This window comes from Emticicia oligotrophica DSM 17448, assembly GCF_000263195.1.
GTDB lineage: Bacteria > Bacteroidota > Bacteroidia > Cytophagales > Spirosomataceae > Emticicia > Emticicia oligotrophica.
The window spans coordinates 3774884-3793993 of sequence record NC_018748.1 but is presented as its reverse complement, the minus strand read 5'-3'; the positions used below and the strand labels follow the sequence as shown (position 1 = coordinate 3793993).

Sequence of the window (19110 nt, the reverse complement as noted above, 5' to 3'; positions counted from 1 at the left end):
CTTTTGAAACATTATTGCTTTCTGTTATTCAACTCATTGACTACTTCCTCAACTCTACCTGAATTTTTCTTACCCATAAATAAAACTAAAGCAAGAATAGCAAAGGTCCAAAATCCGCCCTTGTTTGTTGCACTCCAAACGGCACAGCCAATTAGAATTCCCATCAATACAGCGAAAACAATTCTTTCTCTTTTTCTTTTCTTCAGTTCATCTACTAATTCTTGGTCAGTAAATTCAGTAATGAGTTTCTTTGCCATTAGTCAAATACAGTTAATTCTTCACTAAATCTGTTAATAATTCAATCCAAGCGTCTGAATCATTCAAACTTTCTACGAGCTGCCAATGTTCACCACCATTTTCTTCGAAAAGCTCTTTGTATTCATCACCAACTTCTAAAGTTGTTTCCAAACAATCAGCAACAAATGCAGGAGAGAAAGCTAAAACCTTTTTCACTCCTTTTTTAGCTAAATCTTTTACTAAATCTTCGGTGTAAGGTTTAATCCATTCTTCACGACCTAATCTTGATTGGAAACAAGTGGTATAAGTACCTTCTTTTAAGCCTAGTTCTTTCACCAATAATCGAGTAGTTTCGAAGCATTCGGCACGATAACAATGTTGATTTAAAGCAGAAATAGAATCACAACAAGTACCTAGCTTACAAGTATTTCCTGTACAATCTCCCTTTCGAATTTGGCGGGCTGGAATACCATGATAACTAAAAATCACGTGGTCATAGTCATGCTCTGCCAAATGTTTTTTACCCATTTCGGCAAACGCATTCACAAATTTTGGGTGATTATAGAAATAATTAACAAATTTTATTTCTGGAATTACTTGCCATTTAGTTATAATTCGCATGACTTCTTCATACACCGAACCCGTCGTGGCAGAAGCATATTGTGGAAAAAACGGAATTACAATGATATTATTCAAGCCCATTTGTTGAAATTCTTTCAATTTCGACTCAATACTTGGACTCTGATAACGCATTGCCAATTTCACCACATATTCATCACCTAAAGCATCTTGCAGTTGGAGTTCGTTTGCCTCTCCATAAACTTTGAGTGGAGAACCTTCGTTTGTCCACAGTTCTTTATAAGCTTTTGCCGATTTTGGTGAACGAAACGGTGCAATAATTAAATTAACCAACATCCAGCGAGGAATGAAAGGATAATCAATTACACGACCATCCATTAAAAATTCACGTAAATACTTCCTTACATCTGGCACGTTTGGGCTATCAGGTGTGCCTAAATTTACGATTAAAACTCCAGTTTTTCCAACCATTTCTTCAATTTCATGAAGAATAAAGAATATTAAATGAGTAGTTGTAATACATCATTCTAAATCCTTAATTCTTAATTTAAAACTCAATTTTATCCTTTTTCTTGTTATAATCTTTTGCTTTACTAAAGTCGGGCTTTTTGAAATCAGTATAAATTGATTCAGGTAAAGCCTCAAATACTTTAATTTCAGTTAAATCACGGTCACCACGTTCTCCTGATAATAGCACCTTACCATAAGACTTATACTCTGTCCATGGACGAGTAAAACCTGGTTTATCATCAGTCGATTTTGCATAATAAGACCATTGAGTCATCAGATTACTTTCCTTTTCAACCCAAATTTTGTACATATTGTTTGGAGTATTACCAACTTCCTTGAAAGTTAATTGCAAATTATAAGCATCTTTACCCTCATCTGTCTTTCCCTCACCCAAATACTTCAAGGTTACTCCATTATCTTTTAATTTGAAAGGCATTGTCAGCCAATAAGAATCATTAATCCAGGCACCTTTACCAGCTTTGATGTATTTTTTCAAAGAGTCTGGGTTAGTTTGTTCCGCACCCCATTTATACACTCTACCCGTTTCGGTATTGATGTTCAATAAAGTAACCGAATTATCTCTTAAATTATCAATTCTTACATTACCTGACCATTTATCCCAAGTAAGTCGTCTTGCACCGAAGAAGTTCCATGTGATATGGCGAGTATTATCCCAAGCCTTTTGTCCACCCATGGCCTCCATTACTTTATCTGCAATTTCAAGGGCCTTAGAATCTGACGTTTCCTGTGCTTTTAATACCTGAATACTAAAGAATAGTACTACAAAAACAAACATTTTTTTCATAGAATTTATTGATAAAGGGTTTAAAATCAAATGATTAAATTTTATTTAATATTAAAATAATCCTATTTTACTTTTTTTAATTGCCGTTTAATAAATAACACAAAATCAATTTGCGAATTTTCGCTTTTATTATTAACTTTGCTAACATATTATTAAATAATACAAATATGAACACATCCTCTATCTCATCGACAACTACAATGCCTCTTTCTAACGAAACGGTGAACATTCTTGATGTTCTACGAGTAATAGGCATGCAAGAAGTAACAAATAATGTATTTACACTACCTACAAAGAAGAAAAAGAAATAATACCTTTTAATTAAAACACCGCCAATAGCCATCAAGAAATATCTAAATGCTATTGGCGGTGTTTTTTTATAGGTGCCAATCTCTTAGTAAGCTCTCACTAGCTTGCCTTCCATAAAGTTAACAAATGCACGATTAACAACTCTATTTCCACCTCGGGTTGGGTAATTACCAGTAAAATACCAATCTCCTAAATGGCCAGGGCATGCTTTATGTAAATTCTCAACTGTTTGATAAATCATAGCCACTTCAGCTTTCATGGTTTCTGGAGTAACTATTTGAGCAATTTTCTGAGAAATTTCTTCATCAGTAAATTTATCATAAAGTTGTTTTACGAAATTCTCATCATATGCATTATCTGTTTGTAATGCACCAACACTTTGAGCATACACTTCTTGCTTCAGATATTCAATGCCGTTTTCACGAAGAAGTTCAAGCATTGCTCTAAATGCAACAAATTCTTTCATCTTCGACATATCAATTCCATAACAATCTGGGTATCGGATTTGTGGTGCAGAAGATACGATGATTACCTTCTTCGGACCTAAACGGTCGAGCATCTTCAAGATACTCTTCTCAAGGGTAGTTCCTCTTACAATTGAATCATCAATCAATACAACTGTATCAATTCCTTTACGAATTACTTCGTGGGTCATTTCATAAACATGTGAAACCATTTCATCGCGTTCATCATCGTTGGTGATAAAGGTACGAAGTTTCACATCTTTCGACACTAATTTTTCGATTCTTGGACGGAAAGAAAGTACTTTTTTGATTTCTTCCGAAGATAAATTACCATCCGTAATTCGTTTTAATCGCCAATCAGCTAAATATTGTTCCAATCCTTCCACCATACCAAAGAATGCACTCTCGGCCGTGTTTGGTATGTATGAGAAAACAGTATTTTCTAAATCATAATTGATTTCCTGTAAAATCTGTGGAATCAATAATTGCCCTAATTTCTTACGTTCCTCATAAATTTGTGGGTCTGAACCACGAGAGAAATATATACGCTCGAAACTACAAGATTTTCGCTCCAAAGGTTTCATAATCTGAAACTCATTGTATTCACCGTGTTTATCAATAATCAAGGCATTTCCTGGTTGAACTTCCTTGATATCTTCATAATTTGCATTAAAAGCTGCTTTGATTGCTGGTTTTTCTGAAGCCACAATTACCACTTCATCATTCGCCCAGTAGTATGCCGGACGAATACCCGCTGGGTCACGAACCACAAATGCCGCTCCAAAACCAGTTACTCCCGCCATAGCATAACCGCCATCGAAATCACGACAAGCACGGTGTAATACGCGTGGCAAATCCATGTTATCTTCGATAATATCAGAAAGTGCGGGGTTTTCGTAGATTCCTTTGAAACGGTCGAATACTCTTTGGTTTTCTTCGTCGAGGAAGTGACCAATTTTTTCCATGACCGTTACTGTATCACCTGTATCTTTTGGATGTTGCCCGAGTTTTATCAATTTACGGAAAAGTTCTTCGGCATTGGTCATATTAAAGTTTCCTGCTACCAACATATTTCGGCTACGCCAGTTGCTCTGACGTAACATTGGGTGACAGTTTTCAATTTCGTTTTTGCCATGAGTACCATATCGTAGGTGCCCTAACCAAACCTCACCCGAATACGCCAAATTTTCTTGTAACCACTGAGCGTTTTTAAACTTATCAGGATTGTTACGAAGAACCTCCTTGTATTTTTCATTGATTTTGCTGAAAATATCGACTACTGGACGATTTTCAACTGAACGATAGCGGCTAATGTAACGATGCCCCGGAGGTACATCTAGTTTTACATTTCCTACGCCTGCTCCATCCTGACCACGATTTGATTGTTTTTCCATCAAAACATAAAGTCGTTGGATGCCATAGAGGGGTGTACCGTATTTATCGATGTAGTATTGGAGTGGTTTGCGAAGTCGAACAAGGGCAATGCCACATTCGTGTTTAATTGCGTCGCTCATTTAGAATTTTGGAGAGTTTGATGATGCAAAGTTCTAAAGAATATACGTCCCTTGCAAAGAAAAAGTTCTATTTGTTATGAGAATATTAAGTCCTTTAACAAACGGTATCAAAATTAAGTGAATTACTATAAAATAAAGCAAATAAATTCTTAGAATAGTTTCAATCTGATAAGAAAGTGCTATAAACCTTCAATGAGATTTAATAAACTACTTGGATTAATAAATAAATAGATGATAAAAAATAAGAAAACAAAAAGGACTCCTTTTCTAACGATTCCAATTTGATAATAACGAACGCCAATTTTGGGTTCTTTAAAAATCATATAATAAGGAATCTTGATGTAGAAAAATATTGAAATAGCAGTATTTAAAAGACCAAAAATTAATACAATCATCAACAAAATACTTTTTGAAGTTTGGTATGATTCCCAAAGTGCCGTAAAAATCAATAGCTTTCCCGTGAAACCAACCGTTGGAGGCAAGCCAACTAATGCAATCATAACAACCACCGCAGCTAAACCCAAGAATATATTCTCTTGGCCCAAACCTCGCAAACTTTCTAACTCATAACTCTCAGTTTTTAGTGCTAGTAAATCTATCAGAAGAAAAGCGGCAAGTGTAATAAATCCATAGGTAGCCACATAAAAAATAGCCGATTTAACACCAATCTCACTGGTTGCCAATAAACCAACAAGCATAAATCCGGCATGAGCAATTGTTGAGTAGCCTAAAAGACGCTTCGTATTGGTTTGCCATAAAGCTGATAAGTTTCCTATGGTAATTGAAGCCATTATTATTACCGAAAGTAAAAGCTTGAAATCAATTGCTAAATAAGAATAAAAACGAATTAGAACCAGAATCACAGCTGCTTTGGGAGCAATGGATAAAAAAGCCACGATAGGTGTAGGTGTAGCTTCATATACATCGGGTGTCCAACTATGAAATGGAGCTGCTGAGAGTTTGAATAATAACCCTCCGATTGTCATAAATACAGCTATTTGTGCAACCCATGTTGGATTTTGCGATAAGAAAGTAGCAAACTCTTGTCCAACAAAGTTTAAAGTACCAGTCATTCCATAAAGCAAGGAAATCCCATAGAGCATCACGGCCGAACTTGTAGCTCCAAACAAAAGGTATTTGATTCCTGCTTCAGTATTATTTTTTCCTTTATTAAAAACGACCAAAATATAGGAGCAAATTGAAACCATTTCGAGCGAAACGTAGAGCATCAACCAATTGGTTGTCATTGTCATAATAAATAAACCCCACACTAATGCTAAAAAAATGGCATAAAATTCTCCAACGACTTTATATCCTACCACCAAAACATGAATCAATACAGCAACTGCCGAAATTGCTATAATTAACTTAAAAAATAAGCTTGTACTATCTAAATAAATCAACTGCCCAAAAAGAACACTACCCGACTCAAAATATTGCTTATAAAATCCCCAGAAGGTATAAAACACACAACTTACACTCAACAAAATACTTATAATGAGCACATTAAATAGTACATAAATTCGTTCGTTATCAAATTTTTGTAAAAATGTTATTGCCGCAACTATCACCAGAAACACTAAACCAAATAGTAAATCGGGCAATAAGACACGTGAGCTAAAAAGAATATGTGATAATTTTTCGAGCATTGAATTTCTTCTGTTGGATTTCGGGAACTTCCAAAATTTAGGTTATGAGCTAGTTTAAAATGCTTGTAAAAAATGCTTCACAGATTCACCTGAAATATCAAAAATTAAGTTTGGAAATATTCCAAAAATAATCGAGAGTAGTGCCAAAGAATATAGCATTATTATTTCACGTAAATCAAGGTCTTTCATATTTTCTTCCTGTCCACGATTGGCCCAAAAAGTACCAAAAAACATTTTTTGCATGGTCCACAAGAAATATCCTGCTGAAAGAACGATTCCAATCATAGCAAGCATTGCCGACCAATCTGGTAAAATAGTTGATTGAAAACCACCCATTATTGTAAAAAATTCACCAATAAAACCTGGTAATGTAGGCAAACCTAATGCCCCAAAGAAAGCCACCGTAACAGCCAAAGTAAAATAAGGCATTGCACTTGATAGACCTCTGAAATTTTCAATAAGGCGATTATGCGTTCGGTCGTATATGACCCCCGCAACGAGGAATAACATAGCCGAAACCAATCCATGACCAAACATTTGATAAACCGTTCCATTTACCCCCTCAACAGTCAATGAAGCTAAACCTAATAAGACAAAACCCATGTGCGAAATTGAGGAATAGGCAATCATTTTTTTGAGGTCAGCTTGAGCAAGTGCATTATAAGCCCCATAAATAATTGAAATAATGCCAGCCCCTGCGATTATATAGGTAAATTGATAAGCGATATCTGGGAAAAATCCGTAAGCAATTCTAATAAAACCATAAGCACCGACCTTTAATAAAACCCCCGCTAAAACTACCGAAACTGGCGTTGGTGCTTCTACGTGGGCATCAGGTAACCATGTATGAAAAGGAACCGAAGGTAACTTAATGCCAAAACCAATAATTAATAAAACAAAGGCAAAAAGGCGAGCAGGAACCCCTAATATTGTTTGTTTTTCTATTGGATGTAAAAGACTATTCGGAATATAATTATTGAAATCTACTAATTGTCGGAAATCAAAAGTATGTATTGTACCTCCTATCTCTCGTGAAAAAAATGAGTCCTGCACAGACATTGATAAGCCAATCATGACTATCAAAATAAAAATTGAACCTACTAAGGTGTAAATAAAAAACTTTATTGCCGCATATTCTCTTCGTTCGCCTCCCCATATTCCAATCAAGAAATACATGGGTAATAGCATAAATTCAAAGAATAAAAAGAATAAGAAGAAATCTAATGCGGCAAAGCAGCCGATGATACTTCCTGATAACAATAAATATAATGAATGATAAGCCTTATGACGATAATTGATGGTAAATGAAGAAATTGAACCAATTAATAAGACAATTCCCGAAAGCAGAATCATGGGCATGTTTATGCCATCAACTCCCAATAGATAATCAATGGACAAAACACCTAAATTTCCTAAACTCATTCGAATCCACTCATGCTGTTCAATAAATTGATAATCAGAAACTTGTCTATCAAAGTTATTGTATAGCGTGATAATATTAAGTAGATTAATTACATTGACAATAACCGAAATCCACTTAAATGAATCACGGTAACTACTAGGCAACAACAACACCATTGCTGAACCAAGAATTGGCAAAAAAATGAGTGTTGAAAGTAAAAAGTTATTCATATCTATTTAGACGATAGTCAATTGACTAATAACAATTAATTTAATAGGTTTAGCCATCACATTAATGGCTAACCTTAACCTACCAATAAAATAAGCATTACAATAATCACAAAAATAAAAATGGTTATAATATAAGTTTGTGCTTTCCCATTTTGTATTTGTCTAGTATAAGAGCCAACTTTGCTAGTTGTACTTGCTACTAAGTTTACGAAATAATCAATCACATTTTTTTCAAACCAATGGGTCAAATTCGACCAAGCTACTGTAAACGTACCAACTGAATTGACAAATCCATCAATGACAACCCTATCAAAAGTATTAATTTTCGGACTTATCCAAATCATTGGTCTTACTAAAAGCCATTGATATAATTCACTTAAATAATAATTCTTAAAAATAAATCTTGCTATGTCTCCTTTAGGTTCACTTTGTTCATTATCAATTCTATTGACTTCTTCTTTCGTGAAAATATAACCTAATAAAACACCACTCAATGACACTAAAATAGCAATATAAGCAACCCAATGATAACTATGAGATTCGTGCTCAAATGTTTTGAAAAACCAACTACTTTCCGCAGAAAAGGGGTTAATAGAGAATATGAATCCAAATGAAGCAATCGCCATCACGATAGAAGATAATTCCATTGGACCTATCTTAGAAAGAAAATCCATTAAAGAGTCCTCTTCAGCGTGGCGTCGTTCGGCCTCTACACGTTCTTCATCATCTTCTACATTTACAATTCCTTCAATGCTTTTTACAACACCTTTATAAATACTTTTGGCACTTGATGAAATCAATTCGAGTGGGTTTTCTTCTCTTTCAAAAAACACCAAAAATACTTGACGCATCATGTAATAGGCACTCATAGCCGCAACCACTAAACAAATGGCTGGTATGATGAAAAATGCCTGTTTAGGTTGGTGAGATGCCCACTCAAATGCAGCAACAACAATGGCATCTTTTGAAAGAAATCCAGAAAAGAATGGAATACCTGCCAAAGCGGCTGCACAAATAGTATATGTATAATAAATAATCGGAATTTCTCTTCGTAAATCTCCCATCTTACGCATATCTTGCTCGTGGTGCATGTGGTGAATCACGGCTCCCGCAGAAAGAAATAACCCTGCTTTAAAAAAAGCATGAGTAACTAAGTGAAAAAGTGCGGTATTGACCGCTCCTACTCCAATACCAACAACCATTAAGCCTAGTTGAGAAATTGTTGAGAAGGCCAGTAATTTCTTTATATCATATTGAATTAATGCAGAAGCTGCACCAAAAAACATCGTAAGTGTGCCTACAATGGTCATGACTAGCAATGCATCCTGCGAAAGAATAGGTTGAATTCTAGCCATCAAGAAAATACCAGCAGCAACCATTGTAGCAGCATGAATCAAGGCTGAAACTGGAGTAGGCCCTTCCATGGCATCAGGCAACCAAATATTTAATGGTAATTGAGCTGATTTAGCAACACACCCCAAAAATAGTAACACGCCAATAGTTGTGATTATTGGACTATTAAGCGAAGCCGAAGCCATCACTTGAGCCTTTGCTGCAATTACAGAAATATCAAGTGTTCCAAAGTATCTATAAACCAATAAAATTCCAATAAAAAAGCCTACGTCTCCCACCCTATTCACTAAAAATGCCTTCATTGCAGCATTTGTAGCTGATTTTTTCTCATACCAAAAACCTACCAAAAGATAAGAACACAGGCCAACCAACTCCCAAAACATAAAAATCATAAACAAGTTTCCCGAAATTACGATACCAATCATCGCCAAAATAAACAAATTCAAATAGGCATAGTATCTACCAAAACTCGGGTCGCCTTTCATGTATTTAAAGGAAAAAACCTGTACCCATAAGGCGATAAATTGTACAACAAAGTACATCAAAAATGTTAGGTCATTGAGGAGAATATCAATTGTGAAAAGCTTGTCGCTAATATAAAACCATGGATATGAAATGACATCGCCCGAAATATCACTCAAACGAATACCCATCGAAAACAAGACACCAATAAAATTGATAATAATTGAAAGAAAACCAATGGATTGTTCACTCAGTTTATTCCGTTGGTACATACAAAACGAAAAACCGAATAAGTAAAACAATATATTGAGTAAAATGACTAATTCTGCAGACATCCAATAATGGTTCTTTTTTTGCAAATATCCAACCTTATGGTCGATAATGCAAAAATGAAGCCGTTTTTTATAAAAGAAAAACAAGTAAATGTTAGATTAACTATTTACAAAAAAGATTACTTTTGTTAGATATCTCTATTTATCCTACCATAATAGTATGAAAAAGCCATTTTTAGGATTAAGAACCTCCATTTATAAAGTTTCAGATATATATGCTGCAAAGATGTGGTATAGCCAAGTATTAGGTATTTCGCCTTATTTTGATGAAGTATTTTACGTTGGTTTTAATGTGGGGGGCTATGAATTAGGCCTTCAACCTGAAGAAGAAAACCAAGCAAAAGGAGAAGGAGTAAGTACATATTGGGGAGTAAACGATGTGTATGAAACTTATCAACAACTGCTAAATGCAGGAGCTACAATGAACGAAGAACCAACTGATGTTGGAGACGGTATTGTGGTTGCAACTGTAAAAGACCCTTGGAACAATATTTTGGGAATTATCTATAACCCTCATTTTATAGTCTAATTTATTTTACACAGCGAAAACCCACATGCATAAGCGAGGTTTCGGGCGAGGTAAACGAGCGTCCCGAAACTCTGTATCCATGGCACCAACCCGGTTCACAAAGAAAAGAACCTCCTTTTTCAACCTTTTCGAGGGTATCAGTAGGCATTTTCCCTTGGTTAATATCTTCATAACTAATTTTCCAATTATCGCACCACTGCCACACATTTCCAGTCATATCTGTTAAACCAAGTTTGGTTTTGCCAAAATAACCAACAGGTGAAGTGTAGAAAAATCCATCCGTATTTTTATTATAGTCAGGAAAAACACCATTCCAAGTATTTGCAAGAGCTTTTCCATTTTTTTCGATGTCATTCCCGAATGGATATAGCGTACGGTCATTTGTTCCGTTTCGAGCAGCATGTTCCCACTCAATTTCAGAAGGGAGCCGCTTACCAGCCCATTTGGCGTAAGCAACTGCATCATACCAAGACACTTGTGTAACTGGATGATTATCAGGAGCTTTAGGTTGGTCTTTACCTTGTGGGTATTCCCAATTTGCCCCTTTCTTTAAAGTCCATCCTTTTGCCTCAACATCAAAAAATCCACCATCACCAAAACGTTCTGCATAAGTCACATATTTGGTTGCTTTCACAAATTCACGAAACTGAGCTACGGTTACGGGAGAAATATCCATAAAAAAAGGTTTTACCTCTACCCAAAACATAGGTTTTTCGAAGGACATACCATCAGTTACACCAATTTGTGTGTATCCACCTGGTACGTAAACCATACCTGCTGGCACTTGCAAATTCTTTGGCAATTCTTGCTTCACGAGTTCTTTCGGAGCTTCTTTTAGGATTTTCACAGTTGATGAAAACTCATAAAAATTAGCATCATTTTCGGCTGATTTACAAGCATTTAAAGCAAGAAATAATGAAATGTATAAGCTCAGTTTCTTCATTGGATTAATCAAAAAGAGGCCAATTTACGCCTAAGTAGAACGTTCTTCTTAAACCTGGGTAAGTAGAACTTACATAATATCCATTAAGTGGAAAACCTTGATTCACGTGAGCAAATTTAAAGAAAAGTTTTACCTTTTTAATCTTTAAATCTGCAAAAGCATCTGCCACAGGAGTGCCCCAAACCAACTGCTGGTCTTGTAGGTAAAACTGGCGATTGAGTGGCATAAAGTTATCAGCTTTATAGGCTGTTCTATAATAAATCTCAAGCCCCGTACTGATAAGCAATGTCTTTGCATATAAAAATGTGTAAGCAATTTGCGTATTATTGGTAAACCTTGGCATTCTTATAAATTGCTCTTCTGAGTTAGCAACAAAATATGATTGGTTTGAGATTGACCACTTCTTCCACTGATAATTTAAACCTAAACCAACTCTAAAAATACTAATTGGCACGGAAGTTTGTGTAGCCTGTGCCTGCTGGTTATAATAAATATAGTTTTTAATTAGGGAATAATTAGCACTCGGCGTAAATGTCCATCTACCTGATAATATGGTAGTGGTTGCTCCAATATTGTTTGAAAAAACATTTTTCAATGAAGTGTTTCTACGGTAAGCAGCACTTACAAAATATTCATCCAAAATATTTGCTGGAGAAGAAAGCTGCAAAAAGCTTAGTTTTATCATTGGGCTTAGATATTCGGCCTGCAATCGGAGATTTCCATTCGTACCAAACTCTGTTTCAGCATAAGCTCGGCGAACACTATCAGGAAAAAAGTAATTAGCCCACCCGCCAAGTAAAGTTTCAGATTTTAATTTTAAACGAAAATCATCTCCAAAATCTGATTTTAAATTATAGAAACGTTGACGAAAATATAGGCGATATGCAAAGCCCTTGTAGATTCCTTTGATTCCAAATTTATTTTCTAACAAGCGGTACCTAACATCCATTGAGAGGGTATCTTTTGAACTTTTAGGCGAAAGATGGTAATAGCTTGTACTAGCGGCAGAATCTGACCCAAATTTTACATCGGTATATAAATCACGGCGTTTCTGATAATCTAAAGTATGATAAACTTGGAAGCCATTACTAAGCTTATATTGATGGTAAATATGCCATTCGTTTCGCCAATCTCTTGAAGCAGCCCCTGTACGTTTCGATAAATAATCACGATAATTTCCTAAACTATTCTCCGCTACAAAATTTACAGTATCCGATAATGGCTTAATACCTCCTTGCTCCAAAGGGGCGTGATTAAAATGGTTGTAACTTCCTAAAATAATATATTTACCATCTTTTGATTCATAATTACTATGAAATAAAGCTGCCCAACTATCAACAGAACGCTCTTCTCTTGTCTGTGGTGCACCGTACTGTTTCGACGCCGCCAAACGCCTCACATCAAGTGTAGCATTAAGGCGTGGCTTTATGTTTTGCGAGTGGATAAAGTGCATAATACCTGTTCCGCCACCAGATTGAACATAGTGCACATTTGTATAAGGCGATTTAGTATTAAAATAGGTAGTTTTTCGAACATCAAATGCGTAAGGAGCATAAGCATTATAACCTAAATTTTTAGCAACATCTGTTGAAGGCAAAAAAAACAATGGTTTGATGGCAGTTCCAACATTTCCTAAATCTTGATACAATAACCCACTTTGCAGTGAAAAATCAAATAAATGAAAATTTGTTAGGGAAGTATCAGGATTATAGAAGGTTTTGCGATTATTAAGAATATCATCTTCAAGCATATAACGAACTGTTTTTACTCCATACACTTGCTTGGTAGAATCATCTAAAATTTGGGCGTAGGAAAATCCGTATATTACTGATAGTAAGAATGTTAAAATTATATACTTTTGCTTCATCTAAATATTCTCTAGCTTAAAAATAGCTTTGTACAAATGCCTTTCTCGAGCAGAAAAGCTTATTCTACACAAATGATAACGCAATTTACAGTAAATCTTTGAAAGAGAAGTTAAGAAAGAATCGTTAATTCTTCTTAAAGATTATAAAAAATGCTCGAGAATCAATCCAAATCAGGATCTGAAAATCATTAATTGACTAATTAGTACCTAAATCAATCAAGCAATTACCCAACCTAAAAATAATCCTCCGAGAATGATTAAATAAGTTGGTACTAATCTAGTTTGTAGTAAAATCAAGGTAAAAATTACTGTTAGGTTGGCAACTACATCGGTAGCCATAGGTTGGAATAATGACAATGCGGCGGCGGCAGTTAAGCCAGTAGATGCAGCGTTAATACCTTCAAGAGATGCTCTAATTCCACGATATTTTTTAAGCTGTTCCCAAAATCTAATTACAAAAAATATAAGAAATATCCCCGGCAAAAAAATCCCAAGTGTAGCCATAGCACTTCCTAAAATCTCACCCCCCATGCCCCAATTTCGCATCGATAATGCTCCTACAAAAGCAGAAATTGAAAAAACTGGCCCTGGGGCAACCTCTACTAATGCAACACCCGAAAGAAATTCATCTGGTGATAAATAATGCTTAAATTCAACAAACTCATTGTAGAGTAAAGGCTTAAGTATGTGCCCACCACCAAAAGCTAAGCTTCCATTTCTATAAAAATTCTCAAACAGTCTTATTGGTAATGAATGAGTTAGCTTACCCAAAACAACTGCAAACAATAATACGCCTAACCAAATAAAGAAGTTTCCCCACTCAATTTTTATTGGCTGCTTTTCCATCTTTTCTTGCTGACCAAACTTCAAAGAAGTAGCTAGTCCTCCTAGTAAAATCCAAATTGGAGTAATATAGGGTGAATGGAAAATATAAGCGGCTATTGCTGCGAAAAGCATTAAAACAACACTTGTTTTGGTCTTTATTACCTTTGAGCCGATGGCATAGGTTGCAAAAATAATAAATGCAACACCCATTGGTTTTATGAATCTCGTGATATTAATTAGATTTGCTTCACCAACAAATGAGACCCCCAAAGCTGCTAGGGTCATGAGTATAGTTCCAGGTAAAACCCAGACTAATAAAGTAAGATAAGCTAAACTTGGCCCTCCTAAACGAAAACCGATAGCAGTGATAGTTTGGGTAGAAGTTGGGCCCGGCAATACTTGACAAAGTGCTTGAAGTTCAAGTATTTCGGCCTCAGAAATATAATTATGTTTACGAACAAGTCTATCCAAAAACATCGTCAGGTGTACTTGCGGCCCACCAAAGCAAGTGAGTGCGAGTATCAGTACGTCTTTCAAGAAAATGATGTAACGAATCTGACGTGTTTTGGTCATAATTTAAATTCTTTCAAAATTCTTAGTGATTTAATTCACAGAGAATGGTGGATTAAAAATAGCAAAACTACTTGAACAAAGTCAATTTGAAGAACTTCAAATTGACTTTGCAATAACTATTTCTTGAAGCCTAATTCACGTAAACGTTCAGCTAAAAATTCTCCAGCAGTCATATTTTCATAACGACGTGGATTTTCGGCATCAACGCATGAATCCAAGCAAGTTAAATCCATATCACCTCTTGGGTGCATAAAAAATGGAATTGAGAAACGAGAAGTTTTCATTTTCTCTCTTGGAGGATTCACTACACGGTGAATGGTTGATTTCAACTTATGGTTAGTAAGTCTATCAAGCATATCACCAACATTAATAATAATTTGTTCAGGTAAAGCAGTAACTGGAATCCACTTACCATCTAAACGTAAAACCTCTAAACCTTCAGCCGACGCACCCATTAAAAGCGTAATCAAGTTGATATCTCCGTGAGCTGCGGCACGCACTGCCCCTTCGGGAATTGCATCTGGATTTTCGATTGGGAAATAATGTAGTGCTCGTAAAATACTATCGCCATTTCTTACTTTATCTTCAAAGTAATCTTCTGGTAAATTTAAGTATAAAGCAATGGCACGAAGTAGTGTCTTACCCGTGTTTTCAAAAGTTTTATAAACTTCTACAGTGTACTTCTCGAATTCTGGTACTTCAGTTGGAAATATATTTGATGGCATATCTCCTTCTGCTATTGGCTGCCCAACATGAAAAAACTCTTTCAAATCTGGCTTAGTAAAACCTTTGGCTGTTTCCTTACCTTTACCCACATATCCACGCTGGCCTAAAAGCTCTGGAAACTCATATTTAGTTTTAAATTCATCGGCTTGATAAAAGAATTTTTGAACTGCTGCATATAATTTCTCACGAAGTTCGTCAGATAATCCATGATTTTTAATTGCTACAAAACCAATCGTATTAAAAGCCGCCCCCAAGTCTTGCACGAACTTATCTTTACGTACGGGGTCGCCTGATGTAAATTCCGCTAAATCAAGTGACGGAATTGAGTCAAGAAGTGTTTGTTCCATTAGATGAAGATTTTTTCGCAAAATTAAAGAAAATCATTGATTGTGAGAAATGACCAGACTCAGAATTAATAAATGTGTATTTTTACTTAGTTTTATAATTAAAAAATACTAGAATTTCGCATCAATTCAGCAATCAATATTCCCCAATAAGTGCCTGTGGCATTTCCTAAAGCACCCACTAAAATACCAGGTAAGGTTAAATCTGTACGGTCTAAACTTCGTGAAAGTGCCATAGCAGATGCCGAACCGCCAACATTTGCCTGTGAAGCAATCGAAATGATATCCCAATCTTGTTTTAATAATGCACCTAAGCCGTAGATAATTATACCGTGTACAATGGCGAGGATACTCACAAATAAGAGAAGCACCATTGCCAATTCCCCATCTTTTAGGAGAGCAGGCACATCGCAATACGCTCCAATAACTGCCAAGAATAAATAGACACCTAATAAACCCATTAATTTATGTCCTTTCAGTTTATTTATAGCAGGAATTTGAGCTAAAAGTAAAGCAATTGTAGTTAACCAAATAACCGTTGGAATTTGTGGAACTTGGGTACTTAACCAAGCAGAAACACGAATACCCATGAAACTAATAGCTAGTAAAAAAGCTAAATCAAAAGGTCTCACACTTTCAATGTCAGAAGAATAATGTTGCGTAGCATTTTGAGTTTCCTCATTAACTTCCATTAATTTCTTTCTTGGAAATTTTTTGTTTAAAATCATCGGGAAGACCAACGTAGCGATTACCCAAATAGCAGAAATAATATTATCGGCAACTGTTGCCGCTGAAAAAAGTCCTCCTTGTTGAGAAACACCATAATGCAATGCCACTGCATTGAAATTAATGCTACCTCCAATATAAGTTCCTGTATACATACCCCCAATGGCGTAAAATAATTCCCCTATTTTAGTTTTGCCACTGACTAAAGTCATAGCAACCACTGCACCAATCATAGTGGCTACCGAACCAATTAGAAACATTATAAGCATTGGTCTTCCAGCTTTCTTCAAACTGTTTAGATTAACACCCAGTAGCATTAAGAATATGGATAATGGAGCAATATATGTAAAAATACCTTCGTAGAGTGGAGAAGCTGGAGTAGAAGCAGGAATTATACCTATGTTTGCAATAATTGCCGTGAGAATAATCACCATCAACCCCGTTCCTACATGACGAAAAAAGGGTTTCTGACAAACCCACTCGGAAATAACAATATTAAGGCATAAAACTGCCAAAATCGAAAGTGAATCAGTAAACATTTTAAGTGTAGGTTTAGGGTCGATTGAATATAAAAAAGAAATGAGATTTTGGTAAATCTCATTTTCTTATTTATCATCAAAATCTTAGAGCGTTACGATTGCACTCTTTATCAATGAACCATCTTTCGATTTTAGCTTCAAAACTTCAGCTTTAGATGGGTCAATGGCAGCCTCGTATATTTCATTTTTGGCACCACTCTTAACTTCCATCACTACATAAAAACTCCCCTTAGCAGAAGTATTTGTTTTTAAAATAAAGTTATCGTGAGGTGTTTCTTGTTCAAAATTTGGTGTTTTTGATTTAGCTTTTCCTGCCCAAGTTGCCAAATTTTCTGATTTAAAATCAGAAATATCGAAGTGTCCTTCACGAGCTTCTTCTTCATCTTCTGGCATAGCTGCCACTTTTGCTGGCACAAATAGGTTTTCAACAAAATTTCTTGCTGAATCTTCTACCCAAACTGCCACAACAGGAAGTTCGGCTTTTCCATCTTTTTCAATTAGAATACTCAATGGCTTACCTTGAGCATCTTTATTTGTAACTACCTCATTAAAAGAAAGTTGTGTTGCACGTGGAGGTCGCTTTCCAGCAAAAATTCGTCCACCTTCAGCAATTGGCTCCAAAACTTCGGTTGCCCCGCCTACCAAAAGCACCAAGAAAATTCCACCAGCAACCCAGAGTTCTTTTTGGAATTTGCCGCTTTTACGTTCTTTTGAATAACCAGTAATTGATGACCAGTTATTAACAATGTGAAAGATGGCAAAACCCACAAATAAAAGACCAAAAATTGTATGGGTCATTTCTACTGCATGAGCTTTTTGCTTGATATACAATAAGATACCAGTGATTGAAAGTGCCAAAAATGCAAAGGCAATGGTTAGGCTAATAAGATTTTTTTTCTTCATTTAGGTAAAAGAATTTTAATTGTTTGCATAAATGTAAAAAAATAAGGGTGAATCGAAAAATCTCAATCGACTATTTAACTGCATTATTAGATAAATAGTACTGAATAAACTATAATCAAATACTTATATGGGTAAATAAACCTCGCCCCTACTCAAAATCCGAGCGGTACGAATTACACCAGACTTAAGAATTTTAATATTTGATTTTGATGTTAGTCCATCTGAAATAGATAGTTCATATTCAAGATTTACCGTAAACTCTCCCGATGGATGTTCTATACTCAATGCCGAGTGAGTTTCGGTATTCTTATTTGTAAATCGTAAATCGTCCTTTATAAACTCATTACAAATTGACTCGGGAATTATACAAGCTGTGGCAACGGAAACCGCTGCTAAAACACCAATAGCTTCGTGCACAACATGTGGAATAAACATTCTTGTGTTAATTATGCCTCCAGATTCAGGTGGTGAAACCAAGCACATTTTAGGAATGGATTGGTCTTTTACATCTCCTAAATTCATCAATTGGCCAGCTTTTAGCCTAATTGCTTCAATTTTTTGCTTTAATTGAATATTCCCTTCTAAGATTTCTTTGCTTTCATTTCCGATTAAACCCAAATCAGATGCACGCATAATTACTATTGGCATTCCATTATCAATGCATGTAGTTTCTATACTTTCAATTACATTGACAGCATTTCCAGTTGGAAGTAGTGCCCCACAAGTAGAACCAACTGTATCAAGATAATTACAGATAATTGGTGCAGAACTTCCGGGAACGCCATCTACCTTGGTATCTCCTTTGGTTTCTATAATTCCATTTGGTGTTTGAACCACTACCTCGCAGATGCCACCCGTATTTAGAATATTTATTTTAGCAGAAGTGGTTGGACTTTTTGCTTCAATTATACCTGTTTCGATGGCAAAATGTACGATTCCTGCTAAAATATTTCCACAAGTTTGAGTTGTTGAAACCTTGCCTTTTCCTACTACCACCTGCACGAAATCATAATCTAAATCACAATCTGGATTCTGCGACCTGCTGATTATTGCCACTTTACTGGTCAGAGAAGTAGCTCCCCCAAGTCCATCAATTTGACGAGCATCTCCTTCAGTTGTGCCTTCCATCGCCAAAAGCAGCATCTTATTTCTTTCTTGCTCATCTTTGGGCAAATCTTCAGCTTTGAAAAACAAGCCTTTTGAACTTCCTCCTCTAATTTGATAAAATGGAATTTTCATGTAATTATTTATTTTTTGAATGAAAATTATACAGAATTACAAGAGTAGAT

General features: G+C 35.6%; 16 protein-coding genes. 2 read left to right on the top strand and 14 right to left on the bottom strand.

All coding sequences use genetic code 11. The features are described 5' to 3' along the window. Window positions 1–11: 11 nt before the first annotated feature. From EMTOL_RS15655 to EMTOL_RS15645, 3 genes are all read right to left on the bottom strand, one after another. The gene (locus tag EMTOL_RS15655; RefSeq protein WP_015030283.1) at window positions 12–257 is read right to left on the bottom strand and encodes a hypothetical protein; all 246 of its coding nucleotides are present in this window, start codon (window positions 255–257) and stop codon (window positions 12–14) included. A gap of 13 nt (window positions 258–270) precedes the next feature. Beyond that, window positions 271–1287, bottom strand: coding sequence for a ferrochelatase (hemH, locus tag EMTOL_RS15650; RefSeq protein WP_015030282.1), 1017 nt, complete (start codon window positions 1285–1287; stop codon window positions 271–273). Between the two features lie 76 nt (window positions 1288–1363). Continuing rightward, window positions 1364–2122 (bottom strand): hypothetical protein, encoded by a 759-nt coding sequence (locus tag EMTOL_RS15645; RefSeq protein ID WP_156510985.1) that lies wholly within the window; start codon window positions 2120–2122, stop codon window positions 1364–1366. 176 nt (window positions 2123–2298) lie between these two features. Between EMTOL_RS15645 and EMTOL_RS22510 the strand changes: the two genes are divergently transcribed. Beyond that, complete coding sequence (locus EMTOL_RS22510) at window positions 2299–2442, top strand: hypothetical protein (RefSeq protein WP_156510984.1); 144 nt, start codon at window positions 2299–2301, stop codon at window positions 2440–2442. 83 nt (window positions 2443–2525) lie between these two features. Here the strand turns inward: EMTOL_RS22510 and EMTOL_RS15640 are convergent, their stop codons facing one another. The 4 genes from EMTOL_RS15640 to nuoL form a co-directional block, all read right to left on the bottom strand. Next, window positions 2526–4418, bottom strand: a complete 1893-nt coding sequence (locus EMTOL_RS15640) for an amidophosphoribosyltransferase (protein WP_015030279.1) — start codon at window positions 4416–4418, stop codon at window positions 2526–2528. Window positions 4419–4597: 179 nt separating this feature from the next. Further along, a complete protein-coding gene (locus EMTOL_RS15635) occupies window positions 4598–6067 on the bottom strand; it encodes an NADH-quinone oxidoreductase subunit N (protein WP_015030278.1) in 1470 nt (489 codons plus the stop codon). A 54-nt stretch (window positions 6068–6121) separates the two neighbouring features. Beyond that, the gene (locus EMTOL_RS15630) at window positions 6122–7699 is read right to left on the bottom strand and encodes a complex I subunit 4 family protein (protein WP_015030277.1); all 1578 of its coding nucleotides are present in this window, start codon (window positions 7697–7699) and stop codon (window positions 6122–6124) included. 74 nt (window positions 7700–7773) lie between these two features. Next, on the bottom strand, window positions 7774–9849 hold the full coding sequence (nuoL, locus tag EMTOL_RS15625) for an NADH-quinone oxidoreductase subunit L (RefSeq protein WP_015030276.1): 2076 nt from the start codon (window positions 9847–9849) through the stop codon (window positions 7774–7776). Between the two features lie 157 nt (window positions 9850–10006). Here nuoL and EMTOL_RS15620 point away from each other — a divergent pair, with 157 nt between their 5' ends. Next, entirely contained in the window at window positions 10007–10375 is a 369-nt protein-coding gene (locus tag EMTOL_RS15620) for a VOC family protein (protein WP_015030275.1), read from the top strand. A gap of 1 nt (window position 10376) precedes the next feature. Here EMTOL_RS15620 and EMTOL_RS15615 read toward each other — a convergent pair whose 3' ends face one another. The 7 genes from EMTOL_RS15615 to EMTOL_RS15585 all read right to left on the bottom strand — a co-directional run bounded on the left by EMTOL_RS15615 (window position 10377) and on the right by EMTOL_RS15585 (window position 19060). Further along, a complete protein-coding gene (locus tag EMTOL_RS15615) occupies window positions 10377–11318 on the bottom strand; it encodes a formylglycine-generating enzyme family protein (protein ID WP_015030274.1) in 942 nt (313 codons plus the stop codon). A gap of 4 nt (window positions 11319–11322) precedes the next feature. Next, complete coding sequence (locus EMTOL_RS15610; RefSeq protein WP_015030273.1) at window positions 11323–13185, bottom strand: putative porin; 1863 nt, start codon at window positions 13183–13185, stop codon at window positions 11323–11325. A gap of 216 nt (window positions 13186–13401) precedes the next feature. Further along, the gene (chrA, locus tag EMTOL_RS15605) at window positions 13402–14583 is read right to left on the bottom strand and encodes a chromate efflux transporter (RefSeq protein WP_015030272.1); all 1182 of its coding nucleotides are present in this window, start codon (window positions 14581–14583) and stop codon (window positions 13402–13404) included. A 116-nt stretch (window positions 14584–14699) separates the two neighbouring features. Continuing rightward, on the bottom strand, window positions 14700–15656 hold the full coding sequence (locus tag EMTOL_RS15600; protein ID WP_015030271.1) for an isopenicillin N synthase family dioxygenase: 957 nt from the start codon (window positions 15654–15656) through the stop codon (window positions 14700–14702). Between the two features lie 98 nt (window positions 15657–15754). Continuing rightward, window positions 15755–16918, bottom strand: coding sequence for a DUF819 family protein (locus EMTOL_RS15595; RefSeq protein WP_015030270.1), 1164 nt, complete (start codon window positions 16916–16918; stop codon window positions 15755–15757). Window positions 16919–17002: 84 nt separating this feature from the next. Beyond that, window positions 17003–17821 carry a DUF4405 domain-containing protein gene (locus EMTOL_RS21895; RefSeq protein WP_015030269.1) on the bottom strand — a complete coding sequence of 273 codons (819 nt, stop codon included), beginning with the start codon at window positions 17819–17821 and terminating at the stop codon, window positions 17003–17005. A 123-nt stretch (window positions 17822–17944) separates the two neighbouring features. Next, entirely contained in the window at window positions 17945–19060 is a 1116-nt protein-coding gene (locus EMTOL_RS15585) for a 4-oxalomesaconate tautomerase (RefSeq protein ID WP_015030268.1), read from the bottom strand. Between the last annotated feature and the right edge of the window lie 50 nt (window positions 19061–19110).

Excerpts from the sequence above, each read along its gene's own strand:
- hemH (WP_015030282.1), bottom strand. The coding sequence starts at position 1,287 with ATGGTTGGAAAAACTGGAGTTTTAATCGTAAATTTAGGCACACCTGAT.
- EMTOL_RS15600 (WP_015030271.1), bottom strand. The coding sequence starts at position 15,656 with ATGGAACAAACACTTCTTGACTCAATTCCGTCACTTGATTTAGCGGAA.
- EMTOL_RS15610 (WP_015030273.1), bottom strand. The coding sequence starts at position 13,185 with ATGAAGCAAAAGTATATAATTTTAACATTCTTACTATCAGTAATATAC.
- nuoL (WP_015030276.1), bottom strand. The coding sequence starts at position 9,849 with ATGTCTGCAGAATTAGTCATTTTACTCAATATATTGTTTTACTTATTC.
- EMTOL_RS15640 (WP_015030279.1), bottom strand. The coding sequence starts at position 4,418 with ATGAGCGACGCAATTAAACACGAATGTGGCATTGCCCTTGTTCGACTT.
- EMTOL_RS15620 (WP_015030275.1), top strand. The coding sequence starts at position 10,007 with ATGAAAAAGCCATTTTTAGGATTAAGAACCTCCATTTATAAAGTTTCA.
- EMTOL_RS15595 (WP_015030270.1), bottom strand. The coding sequence starts at position 16,918 with ATGTTTACTGATTCACTTTCGATTTTGGCAGTTTTATGCCTTAATATT.
- EMTOL_RS21895 (WP_015030269.1), bottom strand. The coding sequence starts at position 17,821 with ATGAAGAAAAAAAATCTTATTAGCCTAACCATTGCCTTTGCATTTTTG.
- chrA (WP_015030272.1), bottom strand. The coding sequence starts at position 14,583 with ATGACCAAAACACGTCAGATTCGTTACATCATTTTCTTGAAAGACGTA.
- EMTOL_RS15585 (WP_015030268.1), bottom strand. The coding sequence starts at position 19,060 with ATGAAAATTCCATTTTATCAAATTAGAGGAGGAAGTTCAAAAGGCTTG.
- EMTOL_RS15655 (WP_015030283.1), bottom strand. The coding sequence starts at position 257 with ATGGCAAAGAAACTCATTACTGAATTTACTGACCAAGAATTAGTAGAT.
- EMTOL_RS15645 (WP_156510985.1), bottom strand. The coding sequence starts at position 2,122 with ATGTTTGTTTTTGTAGTACTATTCTTTAGTATTCAGGTATTAAAAGCA.
- EMTOL_RS15615 (WP_015030274.1), bottom strand. The coding sequence starts at position 11,318 with ATGAAGAAACTGAGCTTATACATTTCATTATTTCTTGCTTTAAATGCT.
- EMTOL_RS15635 (WP_015030278.1), bottom strand. The coding sequence starts at position 6,067 with ATGCTCGAAAAATTATCACATATTCTTTTTAGCTCACGTGTCTTATTG.
- EMTOL_RS15630 (WP_015030277.1), bottom strand. The coding sequence starts at position 7,699 with ATGAATAACTTTTTACTTTCAACACTCATTTTTTTGCCAATTCTTGGT.
- EMTOL_RS22510 (WP_156510984.1), top strand. The coding sequence starts at position 2,299 with ATGAACACATCCTCTATCTCATCGACAACTACAATGCCTCTTTCTAAC.